General features: G+C 54.2%; 12 protein-coding genes. All 12 read right to left on the bottom strand.

All coding sequences use genetic code 11. From position 1 onward, the window contains the following. Positions 1 to 8 precede the first annotated feature (8 nt). A complete protein-coding gene (locus P40081_RS11275; protein ID WP_042135488.1) occupies positions 9 to 770 on the bottom strand; it encodes an SDR family NAD(P)-dependent oxidoreductase in 762 nt (253 codons plus the stop codon). Between the two features lie 25 nt (positions 771 to 795). Continuing rightward, positions 796 to 1,452: an RraA family protein gene (locus tag P40081_RS11270; RefSeq protein WP_042135487.1), complete on the bottom strand. Its 657-nt coding sequence runs from the start codon at positions 1,450 to 1,452 to the stop codon at positions 796 to 798. Between the two features lie 48 nt (positions 1,453 to 1,500). Then, complete coding sequence (locus P40081_RS11265; protein ID WP_042135486.1) at positions 1,501 to 2,505, bottom strand: Gfo/Idh/MocA family protein; 1,005 nt, start codon at positions 2,503 to 2,505, stop codon at positions 1,501 to 1,503. Further along, complete coding sequence (locus P40081_RS11260; RefSeq protein ID WP_042135485.1) at positions 2,502 to 3,503, bottom strand: Gfo/Idh/MocA family protein; 1,002 nt, start codon at positions 3,501 to 3,503, stop codon at positions 2,502 to 2,504. Before P40081_RS11260 ends, P40081_RS11265 begins: the two co-directional genes overlap by 4 nt. Positions 3,504 to 3,582: 79 nt before the next feature. Continuing rightward, positions 3,583 to 4,488, bottom strand: a complete 906-nt coding sequence (locus P40081_RS11255; RefSeq protein ID WP_042135484.1) for a Gfo/Idh/MocA family protein — start codon at positions 4,486 to 4,488, stop codon at positions 3,583 to 3,585. A 648-nt stretch (positions 4,489 to 5,136) separates the two neighbouring features. Then, a complete protein-coding gene (locus P40081_RS11245) occupies positions 5,137 to 6,201 on the bottom strand; it encodes a glycosyltransferase family 4 protein (protein WP_042135482.1) in 1,065 nt (354 codons plus the stop codon). After that, positions 6,198 to 8,090 carry an NHL repeat-containing protein gene (locus tag P40081_RS11240; RefSeq protein ID WP_042135481.1) on the bottom strand — a complete coding sequence of 631 codons (1,893 nt, stop codon included), beginning with the start codon at positions 8,088 to 8,090 and terminating at the stop codon, positions 6,198 to 6,200. Before P40081_RS11240 ends, P40081_RS11245 begins: the two co-directional genes overlap by 4 nt. A gap of 2 nt (positions 8,091 to 8,092) precedes the next feature. Next, a complete protein-coding gene (locus P40081_RS11235) occupies positions 8,093 to 9,148 on the bottom strand; it encodes a zinc-dependent alcohol dehydrogenase (RefSeq protein ID WP_042135480.1) in 1,056 nt (351 codons plus the stop codon). A 121-nt stretch (positions 9,149 to 9,269) separates the two neighbouring features. Then, the gene (locus tag P40081_RS11230) at positions 9,270 to 10,148 is read right to left on the bottom strand and encodes a carbohydrate ABC transporter permease (protein WP_042135479.1); all 879 of its coding nucleotides are present in this window, start codon (positions 10,146 to 10,148) and stop codon (positions 9,270 to 9,272) included. 147 nt (positions 10,149 to 10,295) lie between these two features. Next, positions 10,296 to 11,261 (bottom strand): ABC transporter permease, encoded by a 966-nt coding sequence (locus tag P40081_RS11225; protein WP_042135478.1) that lies wholly within the window; start codon positions 11,259 to 11,261, stop codon positions 10,296 to 10,298. Positions 11,262 to 11,364: 103 nt separating this feature from the next. Continuing rightward, positions 11,365 to 13,029 (bottom strand): extracellular solute-binding protein, encoded by a 1,665-nt coding sequence (locus P40081_RS11220; RefSeq protein ID WP_042135477.1) that lies wholly within the window; start codon positions 13,027 to 13,029, stop codon positions 11,365 to 11,367. Positions 13,030 to 13,559: 530 nt separating this feature from the next. After that, positions 13,560 to 14,987 carry an extracellular solute-binding protein gene (locus P40081_RS11215; RefSeq protein ID WP_042135476.1) on the bottom strand — a complete coding sequence of 476 codons (1,428 nt, stop codon included), beginning with the start codon at positions 14,985 to 14,987 and terminating at the stop codon, positions 13,560 to 13,562. Positions 14,988 to 15,021: the final 34 nt, after the last annotated feature.

Here is a 15,021-nt window from a genome sequence, read left to right as displayed (position 1 = left end):
CCTTCAATCTACAATTCACTTCCGTTAGCCAGATGTCCGCCATCTACACGGACCGTTTCTCCCGTCACATACGCCGCTTCGTCTGAGGCCAGGAAGAGAAACACGCTGGCAACCTCCTCTGGAGCCGCTGCCCGTTTCATCGGAGTATGCTCCGAATGGGACGGCAGTCCGCTTTCCTCGCGCAGCCTGCGGTCCAGCGGGGTATCCACGAAGCCCGGCGCCACTGCATTGACCCGGATACCATACGGAGCCAGCTCTACCGCCATAGACTCTGTCAGCAGGATAACGGCAGCCTTGGAAGCATTGTAATGCGCAAGCTCCGCGCTGGCCGATATTCCGTTTTTGGAGCTCATATTAATAATTGCACCGCCGCCGCCCTGGCCAATCATCTGCCTCGCAGCCAGCTGGCCAAGCCTGTACACCGCACGGACATTGATCTCGAAGACTGCATTCCAGTGCTCCAAGGAAATATCGAGAAAGGATTCTCTATAGGCAATTCCTGCATTATTCACAACGATGTCAATTCCGCCAAAATGCGCGAAGGCCCTGGCCGCAGACGCCTCAAGCTGTGCCGGGTCGCGCAGATCGCAGACCTCCGTGGTCCAGCTTCCGCTGTAGTCTGCCAGTTCATCAGCGGCAGTAAGCAGCTCTGCTTCGCTGCGGTCCAGCAGGACCACGCGGGCCCCCTCTTCCAGGAAACGGCGGGCAATCGCCAGCCCGATGCCCCGCCCGGCGCCGGTTACCAGCACTCTTTTTCCAGCCAGCCTCATGATGTAGACACCCCGCCTTCGTGGTTTAGAGTACTCCGTATTTATCATAGACCTGCCGCAGCGTAAAGCCCGCCAGCAGCTCATCGCGTGTATGATTCTCGCGTGTCGCCTTATCCGTCGCCAGTGCGAACACTTCATCAATGATGGCGCCCGGTATCACCACGACACCGTCACGGTCGCCAAAGATAATGTCGCCGGGCTGCACCAGCACACCTCCGCACTGCACGGGAATATCGTAGTCGATAACGATCCCGCGTCCCTGCGAATCTACCGGCTTGGTGCCGGTAGCGAAGACGGGGAAGCCCAGCTCCAGAATTTTGGCTGTATCCCGGATTAAGCCATCCACGATCGCTCCCCGCCCGCCGCGCATCTTGGAGGCCGTTGACAGCAGCTCCCCCCACAGGCCATTCTGCCTGGATTCATTCGTGCAGCCGATCACAATTTCTCCCGGCTTGACGCTGTCTACCGCTTCAATTTCCTTAGTGTAGGGATCTTCGGGCAGATGGTGGATATCCACCGACAGAATGGTTTTGGCACGTCCGGCCACCACCCAGGAGGGATCGACCGGATTGATATTCTCGCGCATCACCTGATTGCGGTAGCCCAGCTGATCCAGCGTATCGGAGATAACCGCCGAATAGAGCGTTTCACACATCGTATCGAATAGCTTCTGATCGTCCATTGTTCATCCCGCCTCTTTAATGTGGTTACATACCCTCAAATCCTGGCATTACCTGTGCAGCTTAACCGGTTGTCCTTCCTGTACGGAACGGTAGGCATTCAATGCGACCTCCGCCGATCTGAGACCATCCAGTCCGGTCACCGGTACCGGCGTGCCTTCCAGCAGTGCCTGCACGAATGCCTGCAGCATCAGTCCGTTCATATCGTCTCCCCAGAAGGACCAGCTGCCTTTGCCGGATGCTCTGCCATACACATTGTTCTTCTGATTGAAGGCATCGATGGAGATGACTCCCTCTGTCCCGATGATCTGCAGGGTTACATCCCCCCAGGTGGGAAATCCGGGATTACGCGACCAGCTCGGGTCCAGAACGCCGAACACGCCATTTGCAAAAGTGACATGCACCATGCCGGAATCATCAATCGTCCGCTTGTGCTCAGGATCGAATAAGGTTCCCGCATAGGCATAGACCTGCTCGACCGGTGAGCCGGTGAACCAATTCATCAGATCCATCACATGTACTGTATGATCCAGCACAGCGCCACCGCCCGAAAGCGAAGGCTCGGCGAACCACGCCGGACCCGGGAACGAGCCTCTGTTGGTTCCTTTAAAAGCTATAATCTCTCCGATCTCCCCCCTGTCAAATGCCTCCTTGGCCCGGACCACCGGGGTTAGAAAGCGGCAGGGAAAAGCGGTCATCAGCTGGACCCCTTTGGCTTCGCAGTCTGCAATCATCCGCTGCATCTCCCCGGCAGAGAGGCCAAGCGGCTTCTCGCAGAGAACATGCTTGCCTGCTTCAGCAGCGGCAAGGGTATGCTCCGCATGATGAACATTCTCCGAGCATATGATCACCGCATCTATCGACGCATCGGCCAGCAGTTCGCGGTAATCACTGTAGTAAGGGATGGCATGGCGCCTGGCCAATTCCTCTGTCCGCTCCGGCACGGGATCAGCGATTCCGCCTACCTTCACGTCCGGCATCTGTTGAAGACAGGCCAGATAATCATAGGCATGGGCATGGGCGAAGCTGAGCATTCCCACATTGAGACGTCTCATAGAATCCCTCCTTTGGCATCGAGCTTAACGGGAAGTCCGGTTGCCCCTGAGCTCACGGCAGCTTCCGCCCAGCGTACAGCCTGAACGGCATCTTCTGCCGTGACCTTAGGCTCCGCACCGCTGGCAATGCACCGCAGGAAATGCTCCAGCTCTTCATAGTAGGGGTCTTTCAGCAGCACGCTTGCCGGAGTCTCCACGAACCCCGGAGCAGACCCCGAGGCAGCTGCCCGCCGGATATGCACGCTTTCCCCGTCCGGGGTTCCGCCCGAGATAATGACTTCTGCACCGGCATATTCAAACGCAGTATGAAACGCGCCAGGATACCCCCAGAAGGCCTCCAGCTGAGCAAGCGTTCCGTTCCCGAAGCGGAAGGTCGCGGAAGCATAATTCATCGTCTCCGTCCGGTGCTCGAAGGCATACACCTCCTCCGCTTCACCAAAGGTCCCGCGGATATAATCAATATCGTGAATCATCAGGTCCACAATCACGCCGCCGCTCAGCGCCGGGTCGCGGAACCATTCCTGAACCTGGCCGGGATGCGAGCCTGCTCTCTTGGCATGGTAGATGCCGCCCCCGCCTCCGCCATGCTGCCTGATCCCTTCCGCAAGCTGGCTGTAGGCGGGGAAGAAGCGGACCACATGTCCGACAAATAACCGGACACCTTTACCGTTACAGTAACGGACCGCCTCCTCGGCTTCCGCGGAGGTCAGCGCCAGCGGCTTCTCGCAGATCACATGTGCACCGTAGTCCGCTGCCAGCCGTACCATCGGCACATGCAGATAGGTGGGTACAGCTATACTGACCACCTCCGGTTTCTCCCGTTCGAGCATTTCCTGTGCCGTCAGATAATACTTCACACCTGCCAGCAATCCAAGCCTCTCGGCCGCTTCCCCGTTGATATCACATACCGCGATGAGCTGAGCCTCAGGCATGGACATATATCTGTCCGCATGAATGTTCCCCATACCGCCGCAGCCGATCACTGCTGTCTTGAGCATTCCGTTTCTCCCCTTTCCGAATGTAACTCCTTATTATAAAAGAACAGCCTGTCCGTATCATCGGGTACGATTAAGCTCCTTACAGAAGCACAGTCTGCCCCGTTACTCTGCTCTCATTAGCCGCTTCCAGAAAGCGGATCAGCTCCAGCGTAACCGCCGGGCTTATGGGCGGAGACGCTCCCCCCGCCATCAACAGAAACTGCCTTAGCAGATTCTGATGGCCTGCTTCATAGTGCCCGCCCAGCGCATTTACTGCGGTGCTGCCCCGTTCCCTGTGCAGCACAGCAGTGAAATCGGTGCCTCCGGTTACGTTGCCGCGCATGGTGCCGATCCGTCCGTCCCTCCACTGCCCGACTGCCCATTCCTGGGTTTCATTACTCTGGGCTCTCACCGATATGCAGCCTCCGCCAAGTGCCGCGTACAGCATCTCTGCGGTATGAATGCCGTACCAGAATAATCCCGGCTGGGTCGGCTGCAGCTCGAGCGGACCGCAGCAGTCTGCTCCTACAATGGAGCCTGCACTCTCATCCTTCAGCGCCTCATTCAGCGGCCCGCCGAACCGGACCATCGAGCTGGAGAAAACGGGTGTCCCGTAGCTTGCAGCAAGCTCCATGATGGCCCGGGCATCCGCGCTGGTAACCGCAAGCGGCTTGTCGATGAACACCGGCTTGCCGTAGGGTGCGAGCACCGCGAACTGTTCACGGTGTACTCTTCCGTCTACAGAAGTCAGCAGGACCGCATCTGCTCTCTCGGCTACTTCAGCAATGGAAGCCACCAGCTCGACACCGTAGTGCTCCTGCAGCTCCCTGCTGATCGCTTCCACCCTTGAGGCGCTTAACGGGAAATCCGCCGAGCCTCCGGCATACCCGCAAGTCAGCCTCCCGCCGGGTACATGCAGCGGATGGGACACATGGTTCAGCAGCGAAGCATAGATTCTGCTGTGTGAGGTATCCATACCCACCATACCAATGTTCAGCTCTTTCATCTCTGCACCTCCGCCCGCGTAGACTGGGGTTAACTAGTACTTGCAGCAACTGATGTGTTCTGTTCCAAATGGACATTCAGGAATAGTTGTATAAAGTACAATTAAAAACAGCAAAAAGGGAGGCTCGCCTCTTATAACTGCAGTCTGTACAACTAAATTTGCCTGAATGGGCGGGAACCAAGGTAGCGAGGCAGTTTAATTGCACGAAATACAACTAAACGGATTATTGGTTGTAAATCAGGCGATTTAGTTGTACAAAGTGCAATTAAGCATACCGCATACCGCCCTACCGTTTACCGTTTACCGTTTACAGCTTACTGCCTACCGCTTACCGTTTACCGTTTACCGCAAACGCCCAGACATATGCCGTAATCGGGTCATGGGTTGCCGTGACTCCAAAGAATATTTGGCCCTCCGGCCGCTGTCCGTCCCCAGGTTTCTTGATCTAATCCGCTGTTCGCAGTGGAAAATCTCAGCCAGCTTATGCTTCCGATGCTAGCTTTCCTATGGATAGCTTTCAGGCGGATGCTACCTTCATACAGCTCCAGTTCCAAATTCCCTTCCGCCGCTTTTCCCAGTCCGTATATTATTAAGTTCAATCTATATAGCAGTTAATGAACGCCCCCTTGTGCCTGCGGACAACTTAGATTAACTGTGGTATGCACGTTCCCTTACGAAATGTTCCAGCAGCGCCATGTATGCTTTTCCAACCTCTTCAATGCTATACACCGTTCTTGCCTTCTGCTCGCCCCTGGTCATCAAGCGTTCCCGCAGGGCGTTCTGTTCGAGCAGAAGGGCCACACGCCGGACACATTCCTCTTCATTTCCGGTAGCATACAGCGATACACTCAGCTCATCATCCAGCAGCTCAGGCAACGCTCCGACCTCCGGCACGACAACCGGACACCGGCAGGCCATCGCCTCCAGGACGGTCATCCCGAAGGATTCATTGCTGGTAGTACTGATATACACCCCGCCACTCCCGGCAACCGCAGAATAATAATGGTGCATCTCTTCATAATCCACTTTGGGCAGCCACTCAAAATGCCGGATTCCCAGCTCCTGCACTCTCGCCCGGAGTTTGCCGGTAATTTCTTCGGGAGCGGTGTAACCGCCGACAAGCAGGAACTGCAGGTCCGGGAATTGCGCATTCAGCCTGCCTGCTATGTTCATGAAGGACTCCCAGTTTTTATGCCGGTCCAGCTTGCCTACCCACAGAATGGTAGGCGGCCGCTCGCCGGAGAGGGGTTCGTATTTGAATAGTTCCGTATCCAGGCAGTTATTGATATGACAAGCATCTGTAATCCCGATTCCCTCCAGCATTTCCTTCATATAGGCCGAGGGTGTGATGACATAGTGAAAGGGCAGACTGTCCCTGGATTCAGCCAGTATCCGCAAGGGCTCCTCATAGGTGGTGTGCACCTCGTGAATGATCAGCTTCCGTGCTTCCGCCGGGCCCAGCGCTTCATACAGCTCATAGGTATCAATGGTGATGATTACGTCAAAGTCATGCTCCTTAATGTAGCTCCTGATTTCATCAGGTGTTCCGAGGATACGGACATGCGCATAGCCTTCAAAAGCGCCGGCCCCGCCGTAGTCCTCAAGAAAAGCAAAATGCACCTCCGCACGGCCGCGCAGAAACTTAAGCCTGTTCGCCAGCTGCGTGGTGACTCCGCCCAGCAGGCAAAATTTGTAGAAATATAGGATTTTCATGATTCCTCCTGACTTGCCGTCAAGGCCTGCATCCGGTACAGCGCGGTTGCTCTGGCAAAAAACAGTTCCCCTTCGCCGTCCACCGCAAGCAGCCGGGCATCGTCGTCCAGCACCTCAAGCCTGTCCTGGCGCACATCATATTGGAACAGGGTTTTCATTGCGGTTCCGTACAATATGCCTTCCCTGTACAGCAGCTCGTTGCCTCCCCGCCAGAAGTGGGTCATTTCTTCCCAATCCGCCGGGCATACCCGAATCGTCCTTTCAGTCTCCAGCGTGAACGGATTAAACAGGAAGAGCAGCCCTGCAGTGAGTCCCCATACCTTGCCTTCATCATCCAGCGCCAGCGCCGGGATGGCCTTTTCTCCCGGTACCGGTACGCCCTCCCACACCTTGCGGCGGGTGTTCACATCCCAGATCATCAGGGACGCTTCCGTCCGCTCCGGCGCTATGCCGAGCCCTCCCCAGACAGAGCCTCCGGCGAACAAAAGGTCTTCACTTGCAGTCAGTGACACGATGCTCTGCTGCGGCAGCAGCCCCCTGAGTACTTCCCGCGCCCCGGTTTCTGGATGCAACAGGGTTAACGCACCTCCATGACGGCCGTAGGACGGTACGGTTCCGATAGCCAGTTCTTCTCCCGCCCGGGTCCAGGCAAAAGCACGGTCCTGTTCTTCGCCTTGCAGGGAGAAAGCCAGCCTGGGATTAAGGCCGGGATTCCATTCCCGTGACGGGTCATAGGCGAAGATATTCGCTTTGGGGTACACTCCCAGATACATAATGCCGCCGGCTTCCATCATGCCCTCGATCTGCCCGATCCCCCGGCGGGAAACGATTTCCGAGGTGGCCGGATCGTAACTGGCCAATCCCCCGGCGAAATAACCGCCGGTATACAGCTTCCCTTCCGGCCCCCAGGCCAGGGACTGCAGGTGAACCGGCTGCCCCTGCAGCATGAAATCCATGACCGTGTGCCGGTCATGCTCCGGATCATAGATCCAGCAGGTCCCGTCCCTGCGCACACCTGCCAGGCAGCTTGCCTGCGGATTCAACGGATGGCCCTCCAGCCAGCCGTAGTCTCCTGCCGGTTCCGGCATGGCAAATGAAGTAGGGGTAAGCACGCCCGTTGCCAATGCATAACGCTGCAGAACATCATCCTTGATGAAATAGATGTTCCCGTAACGGTCAGGCGGCGACACACTGAGTCCACTTACATGATCGATAGAATTCTCCCACCGGCGCAGCTTCAGATCATAGATATATAATCTAGAACTCGGTGTTATCCGAATTATCAGCTTCCCGTGTACAATATTCAGATCATACACCAGCTGCTCTGTGCGGCTCTCTTCCGGCAGGCTGATTTCACTCCGTTCACCTGTCTCTGTGTCCAGTTCCACAATATGCGGACACCGGGTTCCAGCCCCCACATATAGCTTGCCCTCCCAGGCTTGCATGCACCGGGCATATTGCTCTCCGTCCACCATGGCGCCGTAATCTCTGAACTGTCCCGTGGACGGGTTATATTGAAAGACTTTGCCGCCGGGATAGCAGCCTCCATAGATGTTGCCTGCGTTGTCGGCGGCAAGCCGCCAGGTGTAGAATTCGCCTGGAATCATCTCCCCCAGGTTCTCGATGCCCTGTTCATGCGTAAATCTGTATAGAATCCCGCTGCCGCCGATGTAGATTCCGCTGACCGCCGCAACCACTCCCCAGCAATGATCCGAGCCTTCCAGCGCGAATTGCTGCACTGGCTCGGTACCAGCAGGATCAAGTACAAACAGCATGCAGGGACTGCCGGAGGATACGGCATAGATCCGGTCCTGCCCCTGCCGCTTGCCATAGGCCGATGCCCATACCGCAAGCCCGTTCAGCGGCTCGCCGATCCTCAGCGCCTCCATGATTATTGCCCCTCCCGGGCTTGGGCTGCAGCAGGCTCTGCTTCCTGAACACCGGTTACAGGATAGGCGAGCACTGCTCCCAGCAGCTCTGCAGGAGATTGTGCATACTGTAAGAACGCATCGGCTGAACGCTCCAGGGGGAACACCTTGCTGATCAGCGGTCCTACCTGAATATCGCCTTCAGCGATCAGCCGGATGTATTCCGCCATGTTGCGTCCTTCGGTCCAGCGGACGTAGCCGTAAGGATAATCAATCCCTTGCTTTTCATAGACAGGATCGTAACGGCCCGGACCGCCTGCTCTGGAGATCAGTACCTGCGCTTCCTTCCCGAACATCAGCTCCCGCGAGAAGTCCGCCTTCACATCTCCGACCAGCAGCACCTTCCCCTGGTTCCTCACCCATTCCAGCGCCTGATCGACAAGCCCGCCGGATTTGCCCCCGGCACAGATCATTACGGCATCCGCTCCCATTCCCGCCGTCAATTGTTCCAGATGCGAGCTGACCTGCTCCGGACTCACTGCAATGTGGCGGATGCCAAGGCTCTCGGCGATACTGCAGCGCGCTTCAAGCAGATCATAGACGATGACCCGGCAGCCGGCAGCCCTGGCAATTTGCGCAATCAGCTGGCCGAGAATTCCTGCTCCAATCAGCACCAGCGTCTCGCCGAACTGCAGGTCAGCCTGCCTTACGGCATGCACTGCGATGGCTCCAAGACCCACCGTTGACGCTTCCACCGGACTGACATGCTCCGGAACCGGCACCATGAGATGCTGTGGCATCAGCAGCCATTCCGCGTGTTTCGCATAAGGCCCCCCGTAACAGGCCACCCGCTGGCCAACTGGCCAATGCTCCATTCCCTGTCCACGGGAGCGGATGATCCCTGCCGCACTATATCCGAGAACTATAGGTTTCGGGCGGTGAGCACCATTCATCATCATTTCTGTTCCGGGGCTGATGGCCGAATATTCTGTCTCAACGAGCACGAATCCGTCCTCCAGCACCGGAGCGGGAATCTCAGCCACGTTAATTTCACCATTCTGGGATAGTACCGCCTTCATATAGCCTCTCTCCTCCCGACTGCTTCGCGCAGATTACGGTGCGAATGTTGTTTTCTCTATTTATGCTCTGTTTCTGCTGTGTTTCTGCTCTATTACTGCTCTGTTCTGCTCCATTGTCCGCTTACTCTTTCAGTGCTCCGATCATAACGCCCTTGACGAAATACTTCTGCAAAAACGGATAGATCATCAAAATAGGCACCGTTGCGATAATAATCGTCGCGAACTTGATAGATTCACTGATGCGGAACACCTCATCCTGCGTAACGCCGGCCAGCATATTCTGCGCGGAGGACTGAATCAGAATTTCCCGCAAAATCAGCTGCAGCGGAAACAGATCACGGTCCTGCAAATAGATCATCGCCGAGAACCAGCTGTTCCAGTGTCCCACCGCATAGAACAGCGTCATTACCGCCAGTACAGGCATCGATAACGGCAGCACAATCCGCAGCAGAATGCGGAAGTCATGGGCACCGTCGATTTTGGCCGATTCCACGAGGCTCTCCGGTATGGACTGGAAGAAGGTCCGCATGACGATCAGGTTAAAAGCACTGACCGCGCCCGGCAGCAGCAGCGCCCATCTTGTATCGTACAGTCCGAGCTCACGCACATTCAGATAGGCCGGAATCAGCCCCCCGCTGAAGAACATCGTGAACACGATGAACGCCATGATCAGGCTGCGCCCCTCCAGATTCTTTCTGGACAGCGGATAAGCGCCCAGAGTGGTTAGAACCAAATTGATAAAAGTGCCCGCGATGACATAAATGAACGTATTTCCGTAAGCGGTCCAGATCCGCTGGTCCTCAAAAACCAGCTTGTACGCATCCACATTAAAGCCCTTCGGCCAGAAGCTGATCTCGCCGGCGGCGATTGCATGCGCATCACTGAATGAGGATACCAGTACATACCACATGGGATACAGGAACAGGAAGGAACAGAAGATTAGGAACAGAACATTGCAGCTGTCAAATATCAGTTCCGGAATGCTGCGTTTGATTACCACTGTCTTCCCTCCTAAGAGTTTTGTTAGGATGACTTCACTGATCAGCTTCGTACAAAACTAGCTTCGGAAGCATACGCCAGAGTTTAATGGAGCTATACTTCCTGTGTGAACAGCGCAATTAAACTGGCTTCGGAAGCATAGCTCCCCTCACCATAAGCTGCTCTCGGTGGTCTTCCGGCTGATCCGGTTCGCCAGCACCAGCAGCGTAAAGTTGATCACGGAGTTGAACAGTCCCACCGCCGCCGAGAAGCTGTAATCGGCTTCCATGACACCGCGTCTGTAGACAAAGGTGGAGATGACGTCTGCCGTGACGTAGGTTCCCGGATTATACAGCAATATAATTTTGTCCCAGCCCACATTCAGCAGAGTCCCGACATTCAGAATCAACAGGATCAGCACTGTGGGCAGAATTCCCGGCAGTGTAATGTGGGTAAGCTGCTTCCAGCGCCCGGCCCCGTCCACAACTGCAGCCTCATAGAGGCTTGGGTTAATGCCGGACAAGGCTGCCAGATAGATGATAGAGTTCCAGCCCAGGCTCTGCCACATGCCTGAACCGACATAAATGGTGCGGAACCACTCCGGCAGGATTAGAAACTGAATCGGCTCAGAGATGATTCCGATGCCGAGCAGCAGGCTGTTGATAATGCCTCCGGGCTTCGTGAAGTCAATAATCATGCCGCAGATGACAATTAATGAAATGAAATGCGGCAGATAAGACACCGTCTGCAGGAAGGACTTCAGCTTTTTGATCCGCAGCTCATTAAGCAAAAGCGCAAAGACCAGCGAAGCCGGAAAAATGAACAGCAGCGAATAAAAGCTCATTAGGAAGGTGTTCTTCAGCAAACGGAAGAAATAATAGCTCTCAAAAAACTTCTCGAAATTTTTGAAGCCCACCCAGGGGCTGCCGGCCACTCCTGCGAAAGGATTGAAATCCTTGAAGGCGATTATCGCCCCGTACATCGGTTTGTATTCAAAAATGAGGAAATACAGCACAGTGGGCAGCAGCATGAGATAGAGATAACGGTTAGCCATCATACGCTTCAGCGAAAGGGAACTCCGTTTCGTCCGCTGTTTCCTGCTTTTGGCCTTGATTGCATTTACGGGTACTGCCATAGGGGGCTCCTTTCCGGGACAGAGGCGAGGGTACCGGTTATCTTAGTGCCAGGGAGCTGCCGGAATTTCCGCAGCCCGCCCGGCTAAGACAGCCCTGCTCCGCTTATTTTCCTTTAAAACGCTCATATGCAGCCTGGTACTGCTTCAGCACCTCGCCAATCCCCATTTGCTCCAGCTGCTTCATGACTTTGTCATAATCCTCGAAGCTCTGGCGTCCCATAATCTGGGCATTGATCGTTTCAGCCACATAGGTCTGAATGTCAGCCATAAGCGGAACCACAATTTCATTTTCTTCAGCCGTGAATTGCACTGGCGGCAGCTTCGCGTCAAAGTCAATATAATCCTTGTAAATCTCCAGCGGATTCTCCGTTTGCCCGTTCGCTTCACGGATCTGTTCGGCATAACGGGTATCGGCCACTGTAGCCCAGCTTCCGCCGCCGATGGTATGGTTCAGCAGCTCCTGCGTATTGGTCAGCCCGTTCGTAGGATGAGTAACCTCTTCCTTATATACCGGCTCGCCGTTCACCAGATCATAAGACTTGCCTTCCACCCCGAAATTGTTCAGCAGAATGCCTTCTTCGGAATACTGGTAGTCCAGCCACTTCATCACTTCTTCGGGATGTGCAGTCTTTGAGGATACTGCAAGTCCATGGGCTGCAGCCTGCCAGCGGAAGGAGACATGGCGCTGATCACCGTTAGGCCCCTTTGGAGGAATGGCTGCTGCAATTTTGAAGGTGTCATGCTTGCCTTCCATCAGCGTTGTGAAGTTCCCCATATAGGACCCCGACCAGCCGAACCAGGCACCGGCCACATCCGTGGTAACCTTCTCGGTCAGCGTCTGGAACGTTGTGTCCACCAGATAGTTCGGGTCCAGCAGCTGTTCTTCATATAGACGGTTCAGATAGGCAACAACATCCTTGAACCGCGGATCATTAGGCCCGAATTTCACTTCACCGTTATCCACGAAGAACCCGTATTCGACACCAAAGGCCGGTGCGAACAGCATCATAATGTTCTCCAGATTGACGGTGACGAGCGGAATTTCATCTTTTTTGCCATTACCATTGGGATCCTGCTCCCTAAAGGCTTTAAGCATGTTATACCAGTCTTCTGTAGTTTGCGGCATCTGGAGTCCCAGCTTCTCCACCCAGTCACTGCGGACCTGAGGGAACATTTGGGTCAAATCCTGGGAATCGAGTACGAGGTTCGGCAGATAATAGATATGCCCTTCAGGCGAGGTGATTTGTCCCCGGATATCCGGGTGGTCATCGAGGAGCTTTTTGAAGTTTGGTGCATATTGGTCAATCAGATCTTCCAGTGGAAGGAGCGCTCCCTGAGCGCCGTATTTGCCGGAGTCCGTCCCCCACAGATCGTTATAGATGATATCCGGAAGCTTGCCGGAGGACATCAGCAGACTGAATGCTTCTGCGCTGGCTTCTGTACTGTGCTGAAAGTTGATATGAACGTTGGTGTTTTCTTCCATTTGCTGAAAGGAGTACTTCTCATTAAAATCGGTTCCCCGGAAATTCCCCCCGCTTGGGGACCAAAGGGACAGCTCCAGCTTGTCCGCCACAATCGGCACCTGAAGGCCGCCAACGGACCGGCTTCCTTCTACAGGAGCAGCCGTCTCACTCTGAGTACCCGAAGAGGCCGATGGTTCAGCGGCGTTGCCTCCATTATTGTTTGACCCTCCACAGGCGGACACCAGTGTAACGAGCAGTGTCAGGACCGGCAACAGCAGAGCTAGCTTCCTTTTAGCAACATTCATAATTCAGCCCCCTATTAATAAGTAAAAGTAAGATAGTTCCTATGAGATATTTACTAACACACGATAAGGGAATCAACAGTACATCAACATTTCGTTTTTACGGAATAGCTATCAGCGCCTTTCCTCTTGATTTTCTCCTTCAGCCTGTACATTTCTCAATAATTGTGACGTTTTTCTCAATCTTGACTTCTTTTTGATTTATATCCAAGCTATTCAGATCTATATTTTCGCATTACTGATATACATCTGATGTATACATTATATTTTCACCTTCCATTGAAGTCAATTAAATTTTGACTATTTATCAGCATTTATGTAATTATACATCACATTGATATTTCATCAATCGAATTTCTCATCATAATATTGTGAAAAAGCTAACATGATTTGATATGAAATATTTCATTGTTTTCATTTCATGTTTTCTTTTTACACCACTTCTAGCAGTAACACAGCAAAAAAAGCGTAATAATAGCAGAATCCTGCCATCATTACGCTTAATCACCGATCCAGAACCGCTGCAGCCTCGCTCAGGTGAGCGTGTCCGTTGCCCTATCCGCCTTCGCCCTGTTTTCTTCAGCAATCAGCCGGCCCATTTCCTCATACATAGAGGTCTCATCAATCATTCTGGACCAATACGCATTCAAGAGCTTGCGGAAGCTTTGCAGTACAGCAATAGGAAGCCCCAGATCTCTGAGGTATGAAAATGTTGGAAATAGCTCTCTGTACATCAGATATCTCGAAGGACGGTTCAAATGATCATCCACGGTCATTTCAGCAATCCGTTTGCGTGCCGGAATACTGACCGAACGTTCGCGGATCATCCGCTGCGCCTCTGCCGAAGCCAGGAAGCTGACGAATTGCCGTGCCGCCTCTTTCTGCCGGGAATTCCCCACAACCGCCGCACCGATGGTGACGAGCAGTGTTTTTTGCGGGTCCCTGGCTTTGAGTGTTGGAAGCGGGGCCAAGTCATAATCCAGGGGAAGGTCCTTGAACTCGTTCAGATTGTAGTAGGTCGCCAGGATCATCGATACCTGCTCCTGCACAAACAGCGATATTGTCTCATCCTCGTGATTGCCAGCCAGATATTTGGGGAAGATCTGATGATTGTTCACCAGCCTGCTGTATATATCCAGACTGTTGGCGGTCTCGGGACTCAGTGTGGGATGGTGTCCTCCGTCCTCCGTGATCCGGATTCCGCTCTGCAGCAGAAACACCGAATAGCGGTTCTCGGAGGCGGGTACAAAATACACGGCATGGCGCCCCCGTTTCTCCGACAGCTGCCGTGCCGACTCCATCAGATCATCCCAGGTCCAGTAACTGTCCGGTTCAGGCAGGTCAGCCTCACGGAAATGGGCTTTGTTGTAGCAGAGCACCACGGGAGAGAAGGAAATCGGATAAGCAAACAGCTGTCCCTCATGCAAAAAGGCTTCGCTGGTAATTGGATACAGCCCCGGATCGGGCTCCAGCGCTTCAAGCAGCTCTGCGGACCCGTTCTCGGCCATCTCCTGAAACTGGGTACTGTTGAGGGACAACACATCCAGCATTCCGTTATTCATCAGCTCCAAGGCCGAATTCACATGATCGAAGTCATTCAAGGCGAGCGGCAGAACATGAATCCCGGGATGCAGCCGGTGGAATTCTGCTATGAGATCGTCCAGCTTGAAGTCCTTGGTCAGGGAAGAGCTGCAGCCGAAATGGATGCGAATCCGCTCCCTGACCGACTCCATTACCACGCTGCCCACACGGTCAATCTTCAGAATCAGACCTTCTTGTACAAGGACATCCAGTCCTCTGCGGACGGATTTGTTACTGAGCTCAAACTGTTTGGCCAGCAGGCTCTCGGCAGGAAGATACGCTCCCGGCTGCAGAATACCGCTAAGAATATCTGTTCGGAGCTTGCTTACCATATAATCCAGTCTTTCCCGGAAGGACTGACGTCCTGATTTATTATTCATGTATTATTCTCCCTGCACCACTTAAATTTACATC

The sequence above is a fragment of the Paenibacillus sp. FSL P4-0081 genome, assembly GCF_000758565.1.
Lineage (GTDB): Bacteria > Bacillota > Bacilli > Paenibacillales > Paenibacillaceae > Paenibacillus_AQ > Paenibacillus_AQ phytohabitans.
Note: the sequence above shows the minus strand (reverse complement) of the source record. Positions and strands in the feature narration are given on the sequence as shown.

Excerpts from the sequence above, each read along its gene's own strand:
- P40081_RS11270 (WP_042135487.1), bottom strand. The coding sequence starts at position 1,452 with ATGGACGATCAGAAGCTATTCGATACGATGTGTGAAACGCTCTATTCG.
- P40081_RS11260 (WP_042135485.1), bottom strand. The coding sequence starts at position 3,503 with ATGCTCAAGACAGCAGTGATCGGCTGCGGCGGTATGGGGAACATTCAT.
- P40081_RS11275 (WP_042135488.1), bottom strand. The coding sequence starts at position 770 with ATGAGGCTGGCTGGAAAAAGAGTGCTGGTAACCGGCGCCGGGCGGGGC.
- P40081_RS11215 (WP_042135476.1), bottom strand. The coding sequence starts at position 14,987 with ATGAATAATAAATCAGGACGTCAGTCCTTCCGGGAAAGACTGGATTAT.
- P40081_RS11255 (WP_042135484.1), bottom strand. The coding sequence starts at position 4,488 with ATGAAAGAGCTGAACATTGGTATGGTGGGTATGGATACCTCACACAGC.
- P40081_RS11265 (WP_042135486.1), bottom strand. The coding sequence starts at position 2,505 with ATGAGACGTCTCAATGTGGGAATGCTCAGCTTCGCCCATGCCCATGCC.
- P40081_RS11240 (WP_042135481.1), bottom strand. The coding sequence starts at position 8,090 with ATGGAGGCGCTGAGGATCGGCGAGCCGCTGAACGGGCTTGCGGTATGG.
- P40081_RS11235 (WP_042135480.1), bottom strand. The coding sequence starts at position 9,148 with ATGAAGGCGGTACTATCCCAGAATGGTGAAATTAACGTGGCTGAGATT.
- P40081_RS11225 (WP_042135478.1), bottom strand. The coding sequence starts at position 11,261 with ATGGCAGTACCCGTAAATGCAATCAAGGCCAAAAGCAGGAAACAGCGG.
- P40081_RS11245 (WP_042135482.1), bottom strand. The coding sequence starts at position 6,201 with ATGAAAATCCTATATTTCTACAAATTTTGCCTGCTGGGCGGAGTCACC.
- P40081_RS11220 (WP_042135477.1), bottom strand. The coding sequence starts at position 13,029 with ATGAATGTTGCTAAAAGGAAGCTAGCTCTGCTGTTGCCGGTCCTGACA.